This window comes from Leifsonia sp. Root1293 (assembly GCF_001425325.1).
Classification (GTDB): Bacteria; Actinomycetota; Actinomycetes; order Actinomycetales; family Microbacteriaceae; genus Orlajensenia.
Genome location: NZ_LMEH01000001.1, coordinates 163140 through 181840, shown reverse-complemented (window position 1 = coordinate 181840; position 18701 = coordinate 163140). Strand labels below are relative to the sequence as shown.

17 protein-coding genes are annotated in these 18701 nt (G+C 69.4%); 7 read left to right on the top strand and 10 right to left on the bottom strand.

Annotation, left to right across the window (positions count from 1 at the left end; translation table 11 throughout):
* The first annotated feature begins 193 nt into the window (after positions 1-193).
* The gene (locus ASC59_RS00790; protein ID WP_055817493.1) at positions 194-442 is read left to right on the top strand and encodes a WhiB family transcriptional regulator; all 249 of its coding nucleotides are present in this window, start codon (positions 194-196) and stop codon (positions 440-442) included.
* Positions 443-504: 62 nt separating this feature from the next.
* Here ASC59_RS00790 and ASC59_RS00785 read toward each other — a convergent pair whose 3' ends face one another.
* The 3 genes from ASC59_RS00785 to ASC59_RS00775 are packed head-to-tail and all read right to left on the bottom strand — an operon-like array spanning position 505 to position 3929.
* Entirely contained in the window at positions 505-1998 is a 1494-nt protein-coding gene (locus tag ASC59_RS00785) for a sensor histidine kinase (protein WP_055817492.1), read from the bottom strand.
* A 24-nt stretch (positions 1999-2022) separates the two neighbouring features.
* Positions 2023-3303, bottom strand: coding sequence for an AAA family ATPase (locus tag ASC59_RS00780; RefSeq protein WP_082513311.1), 1281 nt, complete (start codon positions 3301-3303; stop codon positions 2023-2025).
* A gap of 2 nt (positions 3304-3305) precedes the next feature.
* A complete protein-coding gene (locus ASC59_RS00775; RefSeq protein WP_055817488.1) occupies positions 3306-3929 on the bottom strand; it encodes a hypothetical protein in 624 nt (207 codons plus the stop codon).
* A 131-nt stretch (positions 3930-4060) separates the two neighbouring features.
* Here ASC59_RS00775 and ASC59_RS00770 point away from each other — a divergent pair, with 131 nt between their 5' ends.
* A complete protein-coding gene (locus ASC59_RS00770) occupies positions 4061-4357 on the top strand; it encodes a helix-turn-helix domain-containing protein (RefSeq protein ID WP_055817486.1) in 297 nt (98 codons plus the stop codon).
* A 7-nt stretch (positions 4358-4364) separates the two neighbouring features.
* On the opposite strand, the gene ASC59_RS00765 is transcribed toward ASC59_RS00770, so the two are convergent.
* Positions 4365-4967 carry a hypothetical protein gene (locus ASC59_RS00765; RefSeq protein ID WP_055817485.1) on the bottom strand — a complete coding sequence of 201 codons (603 nt, stop codon included), beginning with the start codon at positions 4965-4967 and terminating at the stop codon, positions 4365-4367.
* Between the two features lie 154 nt (positions 4968-5121).
* Here ASC59_RS00765 and ASC59_RS00760 point away from each other — a divergent pair, with 154 nt between their 5' ends.
* Complete coding sequence (locus tag ASC59_RS00760; protein WP_157487888.1) at positions 5122-5607, top strand: Rv3235 family protein; 486 nt, start codon at positions 5122-5124, stop codon at positions 5605-5607.
* Positions 5608-5678: 71 nt separating this feature from the next.
* Here the strand turns inward: ASC59_RS00760 and secA are convergent, their stop codons facing one another.
* From secA to mtrA, 6 genes are all read right to left on the bottom strand, one after another.
* Positions 5679-8480, bottom strand: a complete 2802-nt coding sequence (gene secA, locus ASC59_RS00755) for a preprotein translocase subunit SecA (protein ID WP_055817483.1) — start codon at positions 8478-8480, stop codon at positions 5679-5681.
* Positions 8481-8640: 160 nt separating this feature from the next.
* Positions 8641-9312, bottom strand: a complete 672-nt coding sequence (gene hpf / locus ASC59_RS00750) for a ribosome hibernation-promoting factor, HPF/YfiA family (protein ID WP_055822567.1) — start codon at positions 9310-9312, stop codon at positions 8641-8643.
* A gap of 123 nt (positions 9313-9435) precedes the next feature.
* Positions 9436-10155, bottom strand: a complete 720-nt coding sequence (locus ASC59_RS00745) for a ComF family protein (protein ID WP_055817481.1) — start codon at positions 10153-10155, stop codon at positions 9436-9438.
* Between the two features lie 93 nt (positions 10156-10248).
* The gene (locus tag ASC59_RS00740; RefSeq protein WP_055817479.1) at positions 10249-11940 is read right to left on the bottom strand and encodes an LpqB family beta-propeller domain-containing protein; all 1692 of its coding nucleotides are present in this window, start codon (positions 11938-11940) and stop codon (positions 10249-10251) included.
* Positions 11933-13618: an MtrAB system histidine kinase MtrB gene (gene mtrB, locus ASC59_RS00735; protein WP_055817477.1), complete on the bottom strand. Its 1686-nt coding sequence runs from the start codon at positions 13616-13618 to the stop codon at positions 11933-11935. The genes ASC59_RS00740 and mtrB overlap by 8 nt, the downstream gene beginning before the upstream one ends.
* 6 nt (positions 13619-13624) lie before the next feature.
* Positions 13625-14305 (bottom strand): MtrAB system response regulator MtrA, encoded by a 681-nt coding sequence (gene mtrA / locus ASC59_RS00730; RefSeq protein WP_055817475.1) that lies wholly within the window; start codon positions 14303-14305, stop codon positions 13625-13627.
* A gap of 132 nt (positions 14306-14437) precedes the next feature.
* On the opposite strand from mtrA, the gene ASC59_RS00725 reads away from it, so the two are divergent.
* From ASC59_RS00725 to ASC59_RS00710, 4 genes are read left to right on the top strand one after another with little or no spacing between them, the layout of a single operon-like run.
* Positions 14438-15775: a hypothetical protein gene (locus tag ASC59_RS00725; RefSeq protein ID WP_055817473.1), complete on the top strand. Its 1338-nt coding sequence runs from the start codon at positions 14438-14440 to the stop codon at positions 15773-15775.
* Positions 15772-16446, top strand: a complete 675-nt coding sequence (locus ASC59_RS00720) for a DUF4129 domain-containing protein (RefSeq protein WP_055817471.1) — start codon at positions 15772-15774, stop codon at positions 16444-16446. Before ASC59_RS00725 ends, ASC59_RS00720 begins: the two co-directional genes overlap by 4 nt.
* The gene (locus ASC59_RS00715) at positions 16443-17720 is read left to right on the top strand and encodes a DUF4350 domain-containing protein (RefSeq protein ID WP_055817469.1); all 1278 of its coding nucleotides are present in this window, start codon (positions 16443-16445) and stop codon (positions 17718-17720) included. The genes ASC59_RS00720 and ASC59_RS00715 overlap by 4 nt, the downstream gene beginning before the upstream one ends.
* Positions 17717-18700 (top strand): AAA family ATPase, encoded by a 984-nt coding sequence (locus tag ASC59_RS00710; protein WP_055817467.1) that lies wholly within the window; start codon positions 17717-17719, stop codon positions 18698-18700. Before ASC59_RS00715 ends, ASC59_RS00710 begins: the two co-directional genes overlap by 4 nt.
* The last annotated feature ends 1 nt before the right edge of the window (position 18701 follow it).

Sequence of the window (18701 nt, the reverse complement as noted above, 5' to 3'; positions counted from 1 at the left end):
CATTCACAGGGTTATCCCATTCAAAACTATTGATCCGATTCTTTTACTATGCGACCATATTTGAGGTCAAGTTTTGCTCACAGGGTCGTGAGCTGTTCACTCCTGAGTTTACTTCCTGCAACTTGACCTTCACCCCCCGTTGCATTCTGAGGCCATACGGCCATGCACCCCCGCAATACAAAGGAGCACCCCCATGGACTGGCGCGACAAGGCCGCCTGCCTCACCGCAGACCCCGAACTGTTCTTCCCGGTCGGCAACACCGGACCTGCGGTCGACCAGATCGAGAAGGCCAAGACCGTCTGCTCGCGCTGCAACGTCACCGAGATCTGCCTGCAGTACGCCCTGGAGACCGGTCAGGATTCCGGCGTCTGGGGTGGCCTCAGCGAAGACGAGCGCCGCGCACTCAAGCGCCGCGCCGCTCGCGCCCGTCGCGCCTCCTAGACCAGCACAGCAGAACGCGCCCTCGTCTTACGGGGGCGCGTTTCTGCTGTCCGACTGCGGTGCTACGGCTTCGTCAGCCAGCGCAGCGGGATGTCGATGGTGACCTCGGTACCGCTCCCCAGGACCGTGTGCCAGTCGATCGTTCCGCTCAGCTCGCCCTGGATGAGCGTGCGCACGATCTGCGTGCCGAGACCGGAGCCCACCTTGCCCTCCGGAAGGCCCGATCCGGTGTCGCGCACCTTGACGCTCAGGGTGTCGTCGGTGCGGGAGGCGATGATCTCGACATCGCCCTCGCGTCCTGCCAGCCCGTGCTCGACGGCATTCGTCACGAGCTCCGTCAGCGCCAGGGCCAACGGCGTGGCGTACTCGCTCGGCAGCACGCCGAAGCTACCTGATGACTTCGGATGCACCGTCGTGTTGTGGGCGGATGCGACCTCGGCGATGAGCAGCAGCACCCGATCGAACACGGCATCGAAGTCGACGCTCTGAGCGAGCCCCTCGGAGAGGGTGTCGTGCACCACGGCGATGGCCGCCACCCGGCGCATGGCCTGCGTGAGTGCCTCGCGGGCCTCGTCGGAGTGGGTGCGTCGCGCCTGGATGCGCAGCAGCGACGCGACGGTCTGCAGGTTGTTCTTCACCCGATGGTGGATCTCGCGGATCGTCGCATCCTTCGTGATGAGCTCCCGCTCCTGGTGTCGAAGCTCCGTCACGTCGCGGCTCAGGATGATGGCGCCGATGCGCTCTCCCCTGTTGCGGATCGGGATGGCCCGCAGCGAGACCGTGACTCCCCTGGCCTCGATGTCCGTCCGCCACGGCGCTCGGCCGGTGACGACGAGGGGAAGCGACTCGTCGGCGACGAGGGACCCGCTCAGCACCCGCGTGGTGACCTCGGCGAGTGACTCGCCCTCCAGTTCGTCGGCGAAGCCCATGCGGTTGAAGGCCGACAGCGCATTGGGGCTCGCGAACGTCGTCGTGCCGTCGACATCGAGGCAGATCAGGCCGTCGGAGGCGCGGGGCGCACCCCGGCGCGGACCCGTGGGAGCGCCCAGATCGGGGAAGTCGCCCGAGGCGATCATCGCCGACAGGTCGTTGGCGCACTCGTTGAACGTCAGCTCCTGACGGCTCGGGGTGCGCGTCTCGCTGAGGTTGGTGTGCCGGGTGAGCACGGCGATCGGCTCGTCGGTGATGCTCGAGCCGGTCGGAGAGAGCCGACGCATCACGGGGACCGCCCGCACCCGCGTCGGCGTCTCCTCGTACCAGGCCGGGGTCGACGAGTCGACGATGCGTGCAGTCTCGAAGGCCTCGGTGACCTGGGCGACCCACTCCTGCCTGATCTCCTGCCCGACGAAGTCGCGGTAGAACAGGGTCGCGGCGCTCGATGGGCGCGCATGCGCCACCGCAACGAAGCTGCCGGCCGCCGTCGGCACCCAGACGACCAGGTCGGCGAAGGCGAGGTCGGCGATCAGCTGACCGTCGGCCACGAGCATGTGCAGCCAATCCACATCGGCCTGGCTGCCGCGCCCCTGCGCGAGTACGAGATCACTGAGCGTCGACACGATTCCCAGCGTAGCGGGGATGACTCAGCGTCCGGACGCCGGACCGGATCCCGCGATCGAGGGAGCAGCGGATGTTGCAGCGGATGCCGAGCGCGTCCGCCACCGGGTGCGTCGGGGTGCCGCATCCGGCGTCGGCAGTACCCGGTCCTCGACGAACCGCTCGATGGCGAGCCTCGCAGGCGACCGCCGTGACACCTCCCTGAGCGTGGCGCCGGCCAGCACGGCCGCGTCGACGCCGCGTCGGTCGTCTGGCACGATATCGGCCCCCTCGATGCCCCCGAAGCGGCGCAGGGTCGAGAGCACGTGGCCGGCAGCCCCCACGCCCGAGGCGCTGGCGCGCAGCCTGTTCATCACGACGCTGACCCTGATCGGCTCGATGGCCTCGGTCAGGTCGGCGTAGCCGCGCAGGAACCTCGGAAGCGCGATCGGGTCGGCACCTCCGACGGCGATGACGTGGTCGGCCGCGCGCAGGGCGGCGATGGTGGCGCCGTTCCGCCGCGGGGCGAACAGGTCGCTCGAGATCTCCTCGTCGGACTCGAGGCTGAACCCGGTGTCGATCACCACGACGTCCACCCAGCGCCTGCAGGCGTCGAGCACCGCCGTCACGCGGCTTCCTCCGAGTTCCGGCCAGCGCGTGGCACGACTGATGCCGGTCAGTACCCGGAAGGAGCTGTCCCGGTTGCCGTAGCGCTGGGCGATGCGATCCAGTTCCGCCCGGGTGAGGCTGTCGGCGCCCGCGAGACGGCAGGCGGCGGCGAACCCGGGGGCCTCGTCGAGCAGTCCGAGCATCGGCGCGACCGTACCGCCGTACGGGTCGATGTCGGCGAGCAGCACCGAGTACCCGCGTGCCGCGATCTCGGCAGCCACGTTGACGGCCAGTGTGGTGCGACCCGGGGCGCCGGTGGGTCCCCAGACGGCGATCACGCCCGACACGCCCCTGTCGACGAGCGGTTCCGGCAGGCCGACCGGCGGCGGCCCCCTGTGACCCAGCATGTTCTCGACGTCGTCCCAGCCGGCGTCGGCGTCGAGCACCTCGAGGAGACCGACATCTGCGGCATGGCGGCGTGCGCCGTCGTTCGCCGCGATGGCGATCACCCGCACTCCCCGGCGATCGCAGACGGCGAGGAGCTCGCTGGTGATGCCTGCCGCCGACGCGACGAGGACGTCGAACTGCAGGCCGTCGAGGATGGGCAGGAGTTCCCGGGCTGACGCCGCCCTGGCCACGACCGAGTGGCCGTGCTCGATCACGTCCGCGAGCAGGGCGTCCTCGACGGCCCGATCGAGCATCAGGACGATCGCGGCCATGCTCAGCCGTCCCCGGGCACGACGGAGAGGGCGTCGTCGTCGGCGATGGCCTCGAGCACGAGGGCGATGTCATCGCGGGGCACGAGCAGTTCGACGGCCCGGCCGTCGCCGTCGGCGAGGAAGCCGTCGGCCTCGCGCACCGCGGCCACGGTCGCGCCGGGAACCAGGACGACCGGCGGATCGAACCCGTCAGCCTTCGAGGCCCGCGCCGCCCAGAGGTCGACGACGGAGCCAGTCGCAACGCTCTCGGGCAGGCGCCCGCTCACTGTCACCACCACGCTGGTGAGCCCGGCCTGCGTCGTCGTCGACACGGCGGACGCCGGGATCATCTCGCCGGCGAGCACCGAGCGGGTCATGACGAGACCGTCGGCCGGTGGGGCGGTCGCGGCCAGGTAGACGTCGGCGCCGTCCCCGAGGCGCACGCTGGTGATGACGAGGTCGTCGGCGTCGACGGCCTGGCCGACGACGAGCGCATCGCGGGCCACGTAGACCTCGGTCGTGCGGTCGGCGGCTGCAATGACGGCGTACACGCCGATCACGGAACCCAGCACCAGGACGAGCCCGACGATGAATCGAGGGTCGATCCAGAACGAGCGGGAGCCGGCCCGCGTGGCTGCGACCCCCATGAGCACCCTCCCCGGATCTCCGACGTCGGAGCCCGTCCCCGATCATGCCGAGTCCCCCGAGTCGCGGGCGGGAGTTATCCACAAGGCGTCCCGCGGGCTGTCGACGGGACGACGGCGACGATAATGGTCAGATGCCCCCCGTACCTCCCGATGGCGACGTCGCGCGATTCCTCTCGCTCGCCGACACCGCCGAGATCCTCGCGATCACGGTCGCCGAGGCCGCGGAGCTCGTGCGCACCGGCGAGCTGCCCGCCATCAGGGTCGGCAGCGCCTGGCGCGTGGAGAGGGTCGTGCTCGAGGCCTTCATCGAAGGCCAGTACGAGGAGGCGCGGCGCATGTCGCTGTGGCAGGAATCGGCCTACGCCGACATCCCCGAGCTCTCCGAGGGGCGCATCCTGCGGCAGAAGCCGGAACCCGAGGCCGAGTGAGCGCGATTCAGCCGACGAGGCGCACGAGACGCACGTGGGCGAACGGGACGACCCTGTACTGACGCACGGCCCGATCGCGGCGCGGAGTGCCCGCCTCGTGCACGGCGAGGTCGAGGTGGTCGCGGCCCACCCCGTCGATGGTTCCATGCAGTGAGCCCGTCGCCGTGACCAGTTCGACGGAGCTGCGACGCCGCCCGAGATCGCGCAGGACGAACGGGAGGCCGATGCGATCGATCAGGCGATCCCGCGTCGCGCCAGACGGTTCGAGGCTGGGGTCGACCTGCGCCCTGTCGAGCACCAGGGCGGCGATGGCGGCGAGCGGGACTATGCCCTGCGGATGCCACGGCGAGCCGTCGATGAGATCGCCGGCCAGCCAGTCCTTCCCGAACGTCCTCGGACGCACCACGATGACGGTTCCCCCGACGAGTTCGAGCCGCAGCGCGGTGACCGCGCCCGTCGGCCGCTCCCGGGCCAGCGCCATCAGCCTGTCGCGCAGTCCGAGCCTGCCGAGCCGCAGGCGCTCCTCCTCGATGCGCAGGTCGGCCTCCTCGGCGTGCAACTCCTGTTCGAGCTGGCCCTCGAGGTCGTCGAACAGGTCGTCGAAGCGCATGTGCGGAACGTTAGCCAGTCCCCCGGGGCGGCACGGGAGTTGTCCACAGCGACGAGGTGAGACTGGACAACTGAGGCTTCATCATGATTGAGTCTCCCCAGGCACCCCCGGACGGGGGTGAGCCCACCCGGTCCCGAATCCTGGAAGCGGCGCCATGAGCCCAGATCCAGCACGTCCCCCGACGCCGGACGAGAACGCAGCAGTGCCGTCTTCGTCACCGGCGCCTCTCATCGGAGCGACCGCACTCGGTCGTTATCTCGACGATGACTTCTTCGGGGCTCAGCCGACCCCGCGCAGGTCGTTGCCCGACCCTCAGCCCCTCCTCTCGAACCTCACCCGCTGCGTGATGGAGGTGCTCGCGGGCGCTCGGGAGCTCGACCAGCTCAGCCGGTGGGTCACCGACGACGTCTACCGGCATCTCCTGAAGCGCGTCGTGCTCGCCTCGAGGGCCCGTGCGGTCAAGAAGCAGCAGGCGCAGCGTCCGACGATCTCGATCGGCAGCATCATCGTGACCGAACCACGCGACGGCGTCGTCGAGGCCGTCGTCATGGTGCACAGCCGGTCGCGCACCCGAGCTGTCGCCATCAGGCTCGAGGGCCTCGATAACCGCTGGCGGGCCAGCAGCATCAACGTGCTGTAGACGCACGAATGCCGCCCCGCATCCGCTGCAGCGGATGCGGGGCGGCACTCGTTCTCGAGAAGAGCGGGAGCTCAGCCCTTGCGCTTGTCCTGGGCGCGTCGCTCGGCGCGGTTGCCCGGTGCGGCATCCGGGGCGGCGGACTTCTGCCCGAAAGCACCACGTCCTGCCGGCTCGTCGGCCGCAGGCGCCGGCTGCGAGGCTGCGACCTGCCGGCGTGCGCGCTCGGTCGCAGCCTGCTGGATCTGACCACGCTGGTTGCGCACCTCGACTCCGCCGGAATCGCTGGGAGCGGAGTAGCTGAGCTTCTCCGCCGGAGCCTCCATGCCACCGAGGCCCTTGGCCGCGACGCGCGGGGTCGACACCTCGCCGGGGCCCTGGTTGACCTCGACGTCCAGGTTGAACAGGAAGCCGACGGTCTCCTCGCGGATCTGGCCCATCATCTGCTGGAACATCGCGAAGCCCTCGCGCTGGTACTCGACCAGCGGGTCGCGCTGCGCCATCGCGCGCAGGCCGATGCCGTCCTTCAGGTAGTCCATCTCGTAGAGGTGCTCGCGCCAGCGACGGTCGATGACCGAGAGCACGACGCGGCGCTCGAGCTCGCGCATGGCCGGGGACCCGAGCTGGGCCTCGCGGTTCTGGTAGGCGATGCGGGCGTCGGAGAGGATCTCGCGACGAACGAAGTCGCGGTTGATGCGCCCCTTCGCCCCGGCCTCGGCCACGACCTCGTCGATGGTCACTCCGACGGGGTAGAGCGTCTTCAGCTCGGCCCAGAAGGCGTCGAAGTCCCAGTCGTCTCCGGTGCTCTCGCCGGTGTGCTGGTCGACGACCTCATCGATGACCGACTCCAGGAACTTCTGGGTGCGCTCGTGCAGGTCGTCGCCCTCGAGGATGTGGCGTCGGTCGGAGTAGATGGCCTCACGCTGGCGGTTCAGCACGTCGTCGTACTTGAGCACGTTCTTGCGGATCTCGGCGTTGCGGGCTTCGACCTGCGACTGCGCACTGCGGATGGCGCGGCTGACGACCTTCGACTCGATGGCGACGTCATCCGGAACGCCCCGCGACATGAGTGCCTCGGCCGCACCGGAGTTGAACAAACGCATCAGGTCGTCGGTGAGCGACAGGTAGAAGCGGCTCTCACCGGGGTCGCCCTGACGCCCGGAGCGACCGCGCAGCTGGTTGTCGATGCGGCGGGACTCGTGACGCTCGGTTCCGAGCACGTAGAGTCCGCCTGCCTCGACGACCTTCGCGGCATCCTCGTCGACGGTGGCCTTGACGCGGGCGAAGACCTCGTCCCACTTCTCCTCGTACTCCTCGGGAGTGTCGACAGGGCTGAGACCCGCGGCGTTCATCTCGGAGACGGCGAGGAACTCGGCGTTGCCGCCGAGCATCACGTCGGTACCACGGCCGGCCATGTTGGTGGCGACCGTGACGGAGCCGAGACGCCCGGCCTGGGCGACGATGGCAGCCTCCCGCGCGTGGTTCTTGGCGTTCAGCACCTCGTGCCGCACGCCCTTCTTGGCGAGCAGGCGCGAGAGGTACTCGCTCTTCTCGACGCTGGTCGTACCGACGAGGACGGGCTGGCCGGCCTTGTGACGCTCGACGATGTCCTCGACGACCTGCGCGAACTTGATCTCCTCGTTCTTGTAGACGAGGTCGGACTGGTCGATGCGCACCATCGGCTTGTTCGTGGGGATCGCCACGACTCCGAGCTTGTAGGTCGACATGAACTCGGCTGCCTCGGTCTCGGCCGTACCGGTCATGCCGGAGAGCTTGGAGTAGAGGCGGAAGTAGTTCTGCAGGGTGACAGTGGCGAGGGTCTGGTTCTCGGCCTTGACCGCGACCTTCTCCTTGGCCTCGATCGCCTGGTGGATGCCCTCGTTGTAGCGACGCCCCATGAGGATACGGCCCGTGTGCTCGTCGACGATGAGCACCTCGCCGTTCATCACCACGTAGTCCTTGTCGCGCTTGAACAGCGCGTTGGCCTTGATCGCGTTGTTCAGGAACGAGATGAGCGGGGTGTTGGCCGACTCGTAGAGGTTGTCGATGCCGAGGTAGTCCTCGACCTTCTCGATGCCGGGCTCGAGGACACCCACTGTGCGCTTCTTCTCGTCGACCTCGTAGTCCTCGCCGGGAACGAGGCGGGTGGCCAGCGACGCGAACTCGTTGAACCAGCGGTTGGCCTCTCCGGATGCCGGTCCCGAGATGATGAGCGGGGTGCGGGCCTCGTCGATGAGGATCGAGTCGACCTCGTCGACGATGGCGAAGTAGTGACCGCGCTGCACCATGTCCGAGGCCTGCCACGCCATGTTGTCGCGCAGGTAGTCGAAGCCGAACTCGTTGTTCGTGCCGTAGGTGATGTCGGCCGCGTACATCTCGCGACGCACCTCGGGCGTCTGCCCGGCGATGATGCATCCGGTCGTCATGCCGAGGGCACGGAAGACACGGCCCATGAGCTCGGACTGGTAGCTGGCGAGGAAGTCGTTGACGGTGATCACGTGGACGCCGCGGCTGGTGATGGCGTTGAGGTAGGCGGCCGTCGTCGCGACGAGCGTCTTGCCCTCGCCGGTCTTCATCTCGGCGATGTTGCCGAGGTGCAGGGCTGCGCCACCCATGAGCTGAACGTCGAAGTGCCGGAGGCCGAGCGTGCGCCGCGCCGCCTCGCGCACGGCGGCGAAGGCCTCGGGCAGCAGGTCGTCGAGCGACTCGCCGTTTCCGTAGCGCTCACGGAACTCGACCGTCTCGTGCTTGAGCTCCTCGTCACTGAGGGCCCTGAAGTCGTCCTCGAGGGCGTTGATCGCCTTCGCGTAGTTCTCCAGGCGGCGGAGCGTGCGCCCCTCGCCGACGCGAAGGACCTTTTCCAGGATTGAGGCCACGAATGCACTCCAGATAGTCAGTACGGCGTGCACGCACGCCTCGCATCCGCTCGGATGCGCGGGTCATCACCCAACGGGCAACCCTACCAATGGTAGACGGAGGCGAACTGAGATTCGCCTGACCCACGACCCCCGAACGGATGCCGAGGCGCGCTGCGTCTCAGCTCGCCGCTTCGACGTTCTCGTCGAGCCCGATCACGCCGTAGTCCCAACCCTTGCGGCGGTAGACGACACTCGGACGGTTGGTCTCGGTGTCGAAGAAGAGGTAGAAGTCGTGCCCGACGAGCTCCATGTTGTACAGGGCGTCGTCGATCGACATCGGCACCGAGGCGAACAGCTTTCGGCGGATCACCACGGGGCTGTAGTCGTACTCGCTCTCGGGTTCCCCGGCTGGTTCGGCGCCGTCGACGACGGGGATCGATCCCGTGCGCACGCGCTCGAGCACCTCGGATGAGGCTGGCGCGATGTGGATGGCCTCGAAGCCGCCGTCTGTCGCCTCGCGCAGCGACGTGGGGCGGTGCTGGCCCCGGTGGATCTTGCGACGATCCTTCGCCCGGCGCACTCGCTCGAGCAGTCGTCCGTAGGCGACGTCGAATGCCGCGTACTTGTCTGATCCGTCGGCCTCGGCCCGAACGACGGGTCCCTTGCCGATGAGCGTCAATTCGACGCGGTCGTTCCCACTCGTTCCGTTCGTCTCGTGATGACGGCAGACCTTCACCTCGAGCGCGACGGCCCTGTCTGCCAGGTGGGCGACCTTGTCGGCCTTCTCCGTGGCGTATTCCCGGAATCGATCCGTGATACCCGCGTTTCGTCCGACGATGTTCAGCTCCATGTCGACCTCCCCGTTGTCCGGCGTGTCACCCGGCTGGTGCGAGGGCGAATCGTTCACGCCTTTAGGCCCACGGTATCCCGCCTTGAAGGAGATGTCACCAGTTGTTTCACACAGGTACGGGGACTACCCTCGACGGCTGCGCAGACGGGTCTCGGCAAGGGCGGCGCACCCGATCACCGTGCCGCCGGCGGCCTCGACGGCGCGCACGGCCTCCCGCATCGTCGACCCCGTGGTGAGGATGTCGTCGACGACGATGAACCGCCGTCCGGCCAGCGGATGCGGTCTCCCGAACGCGCCCCGGCGCGCGGCCAGCCCGCCCGCGACATTGGCGCCGCGCGCCTCGCGACCGAGACCGGCCTGGTCGGCGTGCACGCCCACCACGCGCAGCAGCCGACCGGACCGCAACCCTGCCGAGGCGAGCGTGACGCCGATGGGGCTGAAGCCCCGTCGACGGTACGCAGCGCGCGACGATGGCACGGCGACGATCTCGATGCCACGGGCGTCCTGGTGCACCCGTGCCGACGTCACGTCGGGATCGGCCTCCACGACGGCGGCCAGCACGGCCTCACGCAGGGCGGAACCGAGAGCTCCGGCGAGGGTCGGCCGCCCGCCGTCCTTGAACGCTCCGATCACTCTTCGCGCGACGCCGTCGTAGTCGAGGGCGCAGTGCACGATCAGTCCGTCACGGTCGGCCCTGTGCACGTCGGGAACGAGGAGGGCGCTGCAGGCAGCGCAGAGCACTCGGCCCGGCTCGCCGCATCCGCAGCACTCGACGGGCAGCACGAGGGCGAGAGCGTCGCGCAGGGACTCGGTCACGACACGAAGCGGCAGCCTGGAGGTCATGGAGCCACTCTCGCTGGATCAGCGCGCGAGGTGTCCCTCCACGCTGAACCCGGGAGGACCGCTCCCGCCGGACGTCCGGCGGGAGGAGCCCGCTCAGGATCTCTGCTGGGTCGCCAGAACCTGCACCCCGGTGATGCGGGGTTGCCAGCCGATGCCCTGCCGCTGCTCGAGGGTGCCGTCGGCCAGCAGGAGCCGCAGGTCGCGCACGGTGTTCCCACCCGACACCTTGACGGCGGTGTCGGTGCCATCCATCCTCGAGCTCGGGCCGCCGATCTGCTGCGTGACGATCGTCGGTGTCCCGTCCGACGCCTTCCCGAGGGATGCCACGGTGAGATCGTCGACCCACGAGGCGTCGAGCGGCAGCCCCTCGGCCGACGGCAACGGGATCCAGTCGCCGAGCTTCACCGGTGCGGACTTCCGTGCGCCGTTGTCGCGGATGATGGCGGCCGCGACGAAACGGCTGCGTCCCTCGCTCACGAGCTCGGCGACGAGACGGGTTCCGTCGCGCGAGAGCCTCAGGGCGACGATGCCCGTGGAGTCCGGCCAACTCGTGGCGACCTCGTTCATCGTCCCGTCGAGGCCGTAGGCGCGGATGGCGCCGGGATCGTCCCCGGGAACGGTCCAGACATAGCCGGCCGTGTCGATGGAGGGGGCGATGAGGTCGGGACGATCATCCAGGAACACCGGCTCGTCGCCCTTGCGCACGCTGTACACGACGCCGTCCGCGAGAACCGCGGCCGACCTGCTGTCCCCGACAGTCACCGCCGTCGGCGACATCGATGCGATGGTCTCGGAGAGGCCCTCGATGGGAACGAGGGTGTCGTCGGATGCCGGGAGGTAGCCGAAGACGCCGTCGCGGAGGATGAGCGCGCGGGAGTCGACGCGGGGGATCACGTACGGCGCCACCTTGGGGATGTCCTGCGCGATCCCGTTGTTCAGGATGGTCACGCTGGAGATGGTGGGGACTCCCGAGAGGCTCTCCTTCAGCTGCGCCTGCATGCGTTGCAGGGTCGCCTGGTCCGCGCGCAGCGCATCGCTGTTGAGCGGCACCTGGGCGTCGCGCGCGAGCACCGTGACGGTGTCGGCCGTGAGCGTGGCACCCTCGGGGAAGGCAGACACCACGGCGCCCACGAGCCACTCACTCGGGCCAGCGAGCAGCTCGCGCACGATCTGGGTGGGGGTGGAGAGTCGGCGGGGGAACCAGCGCAGGTCGGGAACCATGTCGACATAGGACGGGTCCCAGAAGTACAGCGGATAGGAGTTGAAGACCTGCGGGAACGTGGTCCGGTCGATCAGGGTGCCCTGCGGAGCCTTGCTGATGCGCCATTCCCCGCGCACCTGCTTGAACTCGTACGGCAGCGCGATCGGCGCCGACGGGACGTCCTCCGTGTAGTCGCCGTGCTGGTCGACGGCCGCCTGCGGCATCACCGACACCGACATGGTCAGGTCGCTCGGTTCGGAGAACTCCCTGTCGTCGCCCTCGTCGATCGTGGTTCCGGCATCCGGGTCCCAGGAGTCGTCGAATTCACCGGTCAGGTACTCGCGCGCCACGGCATAGCGGTCCTGCGGGGTGGCCGCGGCGTCGATGAAGCCCCTCAGGATCTCCTCCTTCGACGCGCCCTTGGTCGGGCCGCGGGCGATGAGGTCGAGTTCGAGGGCGTCGTCGACGCCGGAGCCCGCCGATCCCTCCTGCACGGGTCCGGACACGGGGATGGTGGCGCAGCCCGTCAGCAGCGCGACCGCGATCAGGGCAGCGGCGATCGCGGGCCGTCTTGATCTACGCATCGGTACCTCCGATCAGCTGGGCGGATGCCGGACCATCGACGCGATCGCCGGGCGGCACGGGTTCCGTCGCCCCGGCGTCGTCCGGCACGAGCGGGAGCGGGCTGTCGCCGCGGGGCGAGTCGGCCGTGCGCGGGAGCACGATGAGGAAGTTGCTGCCGGCATCGGGCTCTGACCACACCTCGATGACACCGCCGTGCACGACGGCGTCCTCGAGGGCGATGGCGAGGCCGAGGCCGGTTCCGCCGATGGTGCGCTGGCGTGATGGATCGGCGCGCCAGAACCTGTCGAAGACGTGGGCGGCCGCTTCCGCTGTCATCCCGACGCCGTAGTCGCGCACGCCGATGGCCACGGCCGTGGCGTTGGAGTCGACCGACACGACGATCGGGCGGTGCTCGCCGTGCTCGATGGCGTTGCCCAGCAGGTTGCGCAGGATGCGCCTGATGCGCCGCGGATCGACGAGCACGTCGACGTGTCCGCCGGGTGCGACCAGCTGCAGCTCGCACCCGTTCCGATCGGCGAGCGACTGCATGCTCGAGACCGCATCCGCCGCCAGATGCGCGAGGTTCGTCGGCTCCCGTGAGAGGTCGACGGATCCCGCGTCGTAGCGGCTGATCTCGAGCAGGTCGGCCAGAAGCACCTCGAACCTCTCGACCTGGGTGTGCAGGAGTTCGACGGTGCGCTCGGCCACGGGTGTGAAGGAATCGCGCTGGTCGTAGAGCACGTCGCCCGCGAGCCTGATGGTGGTGAGAGGCGTGCGCAGCTCGTGGGAGACGTCGGAGACGAAGCGCTGCTGCACCTCGGACAGCTCGGCGAGCTCCTTGATCTGCAGTTGCAGGCTGTCGGCCATGCCGTTGAACGATCGCGCCAGCGTGGCGATCACGTCCTCCCCCTTCTCGGGGATGCGCACCTCGAGGTCGCCGGCTGCCAGCTGCTCACTGGTCTCGGCTGCCACCATGATGGGCGCGACGACGAGGCGCACCACCACCCACGTGACCCCCGCGATGAGCAGCAGCAGGGCGAGAGCTGCGACGGCGGCCGTCTGCTGCACCGAGGACAGGGTCTGCTGCACGTCGGCGAGGTTGTACCCGATGTACACCTCGTACCAGCCTGCCGAGGGCAGCAGCAGTTGCGAACCGACCACGATGCCCGGCTCGGCCTGCCCGTCCGCATCCGTCAGTGTCACGGACTGCCAGTACTGCCCGGTGCGATCCGACTGCACCTGGCGGCGCAGGTCGGTGGAGATGACGTCGCCGCGCAGTTCGTTGGTGGTGAAGTCGAGCGGGGCGTCGGCCGACGGCGGCTGGCCCGGGGCCCGCGACATGGCGATGAGCCGGCTCGACGAGGCGGCGCTGATCGATGCCTGCGCCGTACTGAGGACGGCCTGCACGGCTCCACGCTCTGACGCATCCGAGGCGTCCAGGATGCGCTGGGCCGACTCCGTGGCACGGCTCGAATCGGAGAGCACCAGTTCCAGCCGGGACTGGAACAGGTTGTTGCTTACGCTCACCGAGAGGTAGACGCCGGCCAGCAGGATGGCGAGACCGGAGAGGCCCAGGGTGATGAGAGTGGTGCGGAACTGCAGCGAACTGCGCCACAGACGTGCCGTACGCGCCGGCCACGTGCGCCAGCTCGCCCAGTCGATGCCGAGCAGTCGCGGCTCGGCCGCAGCATCGGCCATGACGGGTCAGGCCACGCTGCCGGCCCGGTACCCGACGCCGCGCACTGTCGTGACGATGCGCGGGTTGTCCGGGTCGTCCTCGACCTTCGCGCGCAGGCGCTGCACGTGCACGTTCACGAGGCGGGTGTCGGCCTTGTAGTGGTAGCCCCAGACCTGCTCGAGCAGCATCTCGCGCGTGAACACCTGGTGCGGCTTCGATGCGAGGGCGAGCAGGAGGTCGAACTCGAGAGGGGTGAGGTTGATGCGGCGGTCCCCGCGTCGCACCTCGTGGCCGGCGGCATCCACGGTGAGGTCGCCGATCTGCAGGTGCGTCGGCTCCGATGCCTGCGTCGGCCGCAGCCGGGTGCGCACCCGGGCGATGAGCTCCTTCGGGTTGAAGGGCTTGACGATGTAGTCGTCGGCTCCGGCCTCGAGACCCTTGACGACGTCGGCCGTGTCGGACTTGGCCGTGAGCATGATGACGGGCGTGCCGGACTCCGCCCTGATGAGGGTGCAGACCTCGATGCCGTCGAGACCGGGCAGCATGAGGTCGAGGAGCACGAGATCGGGCTTCGACGCCCGGAACGCCTCGAGCGCGAGCGCCCCGTCCGCACAGAAGAAGGGCTCGAAGCCCTCGCCGCGCAGCACGATGCCGATCATCTCTGCCAGGGCCGTGTCATCGTCGACGACCAGAATGCGTGCGTTCATCGTTCCGTTTTCCACTGAGGTCGATCCGATCCTTCTCGTCGCCGACCGCGCGATCTTCAGTCACAGAGTAGTCGAGAGACATGGGTCGCGCCTCGCAACGGCGCGACAGTCCTCGTATGCGAGCATGGACGGGTGACGGACGGCGCCCAGAAGCACTCAGGACAGGACGAGGTTCCGGCGACTCCGGATGCCGCTGTGCCCGACGGACCGACTGCACCGGTATCCGGGCAGCCGGCCTACGGCCAGCCCGCCTACGGGCAACAGCAGCCTCCGCAGCCGCAGTACGGGGAGTACGCGCAGGCGCCCAACGGACAGGCACCGTACGGCCAGGCCCCCTATGGACAGGCACCGTACGGCCAGGCCCCGTACGGGCAGCCGGCTTGGGGTCAGCCCGACTGGCAGCAGCCAGGAATGCAGCAGCCCGGTGTCGGAGCCCCGGGGTGGACTCCCCCGCCCAAGCCGGGCATCATCCCTCTGCGTCCGCTCAGTTTCGGCACCCTCCTCGGCGCGCCGTTCCAGATGCTGAAGCGCAACCCCAAGGCCACCTTCGGCAGTGCCCTGCTCATCCAGGGAATCGTCGGCGTGGCCACGATCGCGGCGATCGTGCCCTTCACCCTCTGGATCGTCGCCAGGGTCGACAACGCCTCCGCAGAGGACCAGTCGGCCGTGGTCGCCGGCTCCGTCGGTCTCGGCATCCTCGTCGGCGTCGTGCTGTTCGCCGTCTCGCTGCTCGCCTCGGCGCTGCTGCAGGGGGTCATCGTCCTGGAGGCCGCCCGCGCCACCCTCGGCGAGAAGCTCCCTCTCGGAGCCCTGTGGAAGCGCGTGCTTCCCCGCGTGCTGCCGCTCGTGGGCTGGCTGCTGCTGCTCGGCATCGGATTCATCGTGGCCTTTGCCCTGATCGTGCTCGTCGCCGTGCTGATCTTCGCGCAGGGCGAGTCGTTCCTGGGGCTCGGCATCGCGTACTCGGTGCTCGGCGGCCTCGGGCTGCTCGTGCTCTCGGTCTGGATCTATACCAAGACCCTGCTCGTGCCGTGCGCCATCGTGCTCGAGCGCCTCGGTCTCTTCGCCGCGATCAAGCGGTCATGGGTGCTGGTGCGGGGAGCGTTCTGGAAGGTGTTCGGCGTGAACCTCCTGGTCGCCGTCATCGTGAACGCCATCGCGCAGGTCGTCACCGCACCGCTCTCGCTCCTGGTCGGATTCGGCACCACCCTTCTCGACCCGAACGGATCGGGCGACCAGATGGCCTTCCTCGTCATCAGCAACGGGCTGGTGCTCTTCGTGACCATCATCATCGGGGCGGTGGCGTCGGTCGTCCAGTCGGGAACCGTGGCCTTCCTCTACATCGACAGGCGCATCCGCACCGAGGCCCTCGACCTCGACCTCCAGCGCGCAGTCGAGGCCCGGGAGTCGGGCGACGAGTTCGCCGACCCCTACCTCCCGACCGACCGGCTCTCCCCCGCTGCAGCATGAGTCCCGGCCTGCAGCCGGCCATCGAGGTGCCCGTCGACCCGAGCGCCGATGAGGCGAGACGACTGCTGCTCGACGAGCTGGCCAAGCCGGAGTACCAGGCGGCACGCCCGACCTGGTTCGACCAGCTGTCCCAAGCGGTGCGGGACTGGTTCCTGAGCCTGTTCTCCGGCGGCGGAGACGGCGTCGGAGCCGTACTGCCAGCCATCCTGGTCGTGCTGGTGGTCGCGGCGCTCGTCAGCGCCCTCGTCATCTACGGGCTGCCCCGACTGAACCGCCGTGCGCAGCGGGACATCGGGGTCCTGTTCGGCGACGACGACGCCCGCACCGCCGACGCCATCCGTCGTTCATCGGCCGCCGCAGCAGCCGACTCCGATTTCGCGACCGCCATCGTCGAACGTTTCCGGGCCATCGCCCGCACCGCATCCGACCGCGCGGCAGTGTCGGTGCACCCGGGAACGACGGCGGACGACTTCGCCAGGCGAGCAGCTCGCGCCTTCCCCGGCGCCGAAGCCCGACTGAATAGTGCTGCCCGCGTCTTCGACGGGGTCAGGTATCTCGGCCAAGGCGGCAGCTCGGCCGAGTACGCCCTGCTCGTCGACCTCGACGACGAGATCCGGGCGCTGCGTCCGGCGCCCGTGCAGGACCCCGTCGGTGCGGCGGCTCCGCGATGACGCTCACCGATCCGCGGACGACGATCCCGGATGCCGCTGACGGCACGGCATCCGTCACTCCGACAGTTCGCCAGGCGGCACGTCGCGGAGTGTTCTGGGTCGTTCTGGCCATCATCGCTGTCGGCTTCGTGATCGTGACGGCCCTCCTGCGGGGCGGCGTCGGCTCCGCCGGAATCCCGCTCGCGGCCGACAACGCCGGCCTCGCCGGGAGCCAGGCCATCGTCGAGGTGCTGCGGGACTCCGGAGTCGATGTCATCCCGGTCGGCACTCTCGACGCCGCCCGAGACGCCGCCGGCCCCGACGCCACCCTGTTCTTCTCCGACCCGGGCGGTTACCTGGCCGTCGACCAGTTGAGCGAGATCGTCGACCTCGCCGCCGACACCGTCGTCGCCGATCCGGACTTCGCCGCGCTGCAGGCGGTCACCGATGGAGTAGTCCGTGCCGGCGGGGTCCCCGACGCCGTCACGGCCGATGCCCGCTGCTCCGTGCCGGCGGCGGAGCGGGCAGGAACGGCCACCCTCGGCGAGAAATCGCTCGCCATCGCTGACGTCAGCACCGACTGGGCCGGATGCTTCGCCAGCGGCGACTCCTGGGCCCTGCTGCAGCAGCAGTCGGATGCCAGCACCCTCTCGCTGCTGGCCGACGGCTCGCAACTGCGCAACGACACCATCGCGGCGGAGGGCAATGCCGCGCTGGCCCTGTCCCTGCTCGGTCAGCACCCCACCCTGATCTGGTACCAGCCCACCCTCGCCGATGTCGTCGGCGGCGCGGCTCCGTCGCTCGGCGAGCTCTCGCCGGACTGGGTCACGCCGGTGGTCGCCCTGCTCGGGCTGGTCGTGGTGGCAGCGGCGGTCTGGCAGGGCCGCCGCTTCGGCTCCCTCGTCGTCGAGAACCTCCCGGTGACGGTGCACGCCGGCGAGACCCGCGAGGGTCGAGCCAGGCTGTACGCGCGCACCTCGTCCCGGCTGCGCGCGGCTGATGCGCTCCGCATCGGTACGATCGGGCGGCTCGCGTCGAGGCTCGGTCTGGCGCGCACCGCGTCCGTCGATGAGGTCGTCGGTGCCGCGGCCGCTGCCACCGGTCGTCAGGTTTCCGACGTGCGCGGCCTCCTCATCGACACCCGGCCGGATTCCGACCGCTCCCTCGTCGACCTGTCGGGCAGGCTCGTCGACCTCGAACGGGCGGTCACCGCCGCCACCGAGGTCGGGGCGGCAGCCGCTGCCGCAGCCGCTCCGACATCCGCCCCACCCTCCACAGAAAGAATGGGTTCATGACCGATCCGTCCTCCCCCGTCCCCCGCCAGCCCGCGGACCTGCGCCAGTCGCTCGCCCGCGTGCGCACAGAGGTCGGCAAGGCCGTCGTCGGTCAGGATGGCGCTGTCACCGGCATGCTCATCGCCCTTCTCGCCCGGGGCCACGTCCTGCTCGAGGGGGTACCCGGCGTGGCGAAGACCCTGATGGTGCGGAGCCTCAGCACCGCGCTCTCGCTCGACACCCGCAGAGTCCAGTTCACGCCCGACCTGATGCCAGGGGACGTCACCGGGTCGCTCGTCTACGACCAGAAGGCCGGGGACTTCGAGTTCCGCGAGGGTCCGGTGTTCACGAACATCCTCCTCGCCGACGAGATCAACCGCACGCCTCCGAAGACGCAGTCCGCCCTGCTCGAGGCCATGGAGGAACGTCAGGTGAGCGCCGACGGCATCTCGCGCCCCGTTCCGGAGCCCTTCCTCGTCGCCGCGACGCAGAACCCCATCGAGTACGAGGGCACGTACACGCTGCCGGAGGCTCAGCTGGACCGCTTCCTGCTGAAGCTCGTGCTCGAGGTGCCCGACCGCGACGTGGAGGTCGAGGTGTTGCGCCGGCACTCGGCAGGCTTCGATCCCCGCGATCTCGCCGCAGCAGGAGTCACGCCGGTGCTGGGGGCCGAGGAGCTCGCCGCCGCCCAGCACGCCGTCGCCTCGGTCGGAGTGAGCGCCGACGTGCTGGCCTACGTCGTCGACCTCGCGCGCGCGACGAGGCGCAGCCCATCGGTGAAGCTCGGCGTGAGCCCGCGCGGAACGACAGCCCTGCTCGCGTCGGCCAAGGCGTGGGCCTGGCTCTCGGGCTACGACTCGATCACGCCGGACCACGTGCAGGCGATGGTGGTGCCGGTCTGGCGCCACCGCATCCAGCTGCGGCCGGAGGCGGAGCTCGAAGGGGTCGCCGTCGATGCGATCCTCGCCTCCATCGTCCAGCAGGTCCAGGTTCCGATCTGAT